This window comes from Microcoleus sp. Pol12B4 (assembly GCF_036701385.1).
GTDB lineage: Bacteria > Cyanobacteriota > Cyanobacteriia > Cyanobacteriales > Microcoleaceae > Microcoleus.
In genome coordinates, this window is the sequence record NZ_JAUBQR010000217.1 from 1 (window position 1) to 2,410 (window position 2,410).

1 protein-coding gene is annotated in these 2,410 nt (G+C 48.2%); it reads left to right on the forward strand.

The features are described 5' to 3' along the window. Nucleotides 1–77: 77 nt before the first annotated feature. Nucleotides 78–2,410, forward strand: a 2,333-nt coding sequence (locus tag QUA38_RS23555) for an AAA-like domain-containing protein (protein ID WP_333166152.1), incomplete at its 3' end; no start/stop codon positions are given.

Below are 2,410 nucleotides of genomic sequence, written 5' to 3' on the forward strand. Positions count from 1 at the left end.
AGTTAAACGGAAAAACTTTGGGGTTCCAACTTTTCACAACTGATAAAAAAATTCCACCCACATCTGCGGAATGTGGGATGAAAGATTACTCTTATCAAATTGGTGGCAGTCTCGCAACTGATGCGCCTACCTATGTCGAACGACAAGCAGATATCGAACTTTATGAAGCCTTAAAACTCGGCGAGTTTTGCTACGTTCTCAATTCCCGGCAAATGGGCAAATCTTCCCTTCTCGTTCGCACCCTGCACCGACTGCAAGCCGAAGGGTTTCAGTGCAGTACGATCGACATGACCCGCATCGGCAGCGAAAACATTACTCCCTTACAGTGGTACAAAGGAATCGTTGGGGATTTGTGGCGCAGTTTCCATCTTGTAGGAAAAGTCAATTTAAAAACCTGGTGGCAAGAACAAGAAGAAGTTTCTCTCCTGCAAAGATTGAGTCAATTTATTGAAGAGATATTATTAGCGAAATTTCCGGAGACTCGAATTTTTATATTTGTCGATGAGATTGATAGTATTTTAAGTTTAGATTTTCCCGTAGATGATTTTTTTGCCTTGATCCGTTATTGTTATAACCAACGAGCCCTTAATCCAGAATACAACCGGATTACCTTCGCCCTTTTCGGAGTAGCTACACCCAGCGATTTAATCGCCGATAAAAATCGGACACCTTTTAATATCGGAGTGGCGATCGATTTGTCAGGATTTAGCTTAGAAGAAGCGCAACCATTAGCGAAAGGGTTAGAAAAGGTCATAGCCAATCCACAGGCAGTTCTCAAAGAAATCTTATATTGGACGGGAGGACAGCCCTTTTTAACGCAAAAACTATGTGAATTAGTAGTGAAAATGGCGCGGAAAGCCCACAGCGGTGATTTAAAAATACCACCGGGAACGGAGGGATTTTTTGTGGAATCGTTGGTGAGAGAAAACATCATCCATCAATGGGAATCGCAAGATGATCCAGAGCATTTAAAGACAATCCGCGATCGCATTATTGGCAACGAACAACTTACTGCACGTAGCTTAGGTATCTATCAAAACCTCTTACAAGCTGGTGAAATTGAAGCGGATGATAGTCGAGAGCAGATCGAATTGCTGCTGTCAGGTTTGGTAGTAAAAAAACAAGGTTTTTTAAATGTAAGCAACCCGATTTATCAAGGAGTGTTTCACCTACAATGGGTAGAAAAACAGTTAGAGCAACTGCGTCCTTACTCCCAAGCTTTCAACGCTTGGATCGCTTCAAAACAAACCGATGAATCGCGATTGTTGCGCGGACAATCGTTAAAAGACGCTTCCTACTGGGCCCAGGGAAAAAGTTTGAGCGATTTGGATTATCACTTTTTAGCCGCTTCTGGTGAATTAGACAGGCTCGAAGTGCAGCAAGCGCTGGAAGCAGCGAGGCTCAGAGAAGTTGAAGCCAGACTCACAGAAGAACGCAAGCGGTTAGTTTTAGAGCGAGAGACAGCGAAGCGGCAGCGAAGATTTCTTGGGGCGCTAAGTGGAGCACTAATAGTTGCGATCGTCTTTGGCATTCTCGCCCTCTGGCAATATCATTACGCCATCACCAGCGAGCAGCAAGCCCGCATCAGCGAAGTTCAAGCCCTCACTTCCTCATCCGCAGGGCAATTCGCCTCCCAACAGCGATTAGATGCCCTCGTGAGCGCCATCAAAGCCAGACGCAGGCTCGACAGTCTCGTGCCTTCCAGCCCCCAGTTGCCATCTCAAGTTCGACAAGTCCTGCAACAAGCCATCTATGGAACGGCAGAATTCAATCGCCTGTTGGGGCATTCCAGCCCGGTTCTAGCAGTTGATGTCAGCCCAGACGGTCAACTCATCGCCACCGGAGGCGGCGACCAAACAGCCAAGATGTGGCAACGGGATGGCACCTTGCTGCATACTCTCCAACACACGATCAGCAGCGTCTACGCCCTTCGTTTTAGTCCCGACAGCCAGCGCCTGGTAACATCCAGCGTGGACGGCAACATTTATCTGTGGAGTAGGGAAGGCAAACTGCTCAAAACCTTTCAGGGACACAACGCTGCGATCTGGGCGATCGCCGTGAGTCCAGACGGTGAGCGCATCGCCTCCGCCAGTGAAGACAGCACCATTCGGCTGTGGAGTGCCGATGGCAAACTGCTCAAAACCCTGAGCGGACATCAAGGTGCAGTTTGGGGTGTTGCCTTTAGCCCGGATGGAAACCTCCTCGCCTCTAGCAGCACAGATAATACGGTCAAGGTTTGGACTCTAGATGGCGAACTGGTGAGCACTCTGGAAGGTCACAGCGGCATTGTTTGGGACGTTAAGTTCGCTTTACTTGCAGACAATAGCGGTGCAAAACGTCCCGCCATTATCTCTGCCAGCGCTGACAACACTGTCAAACTCTGGCAACCAGACGGAACCCTGCTACGAAC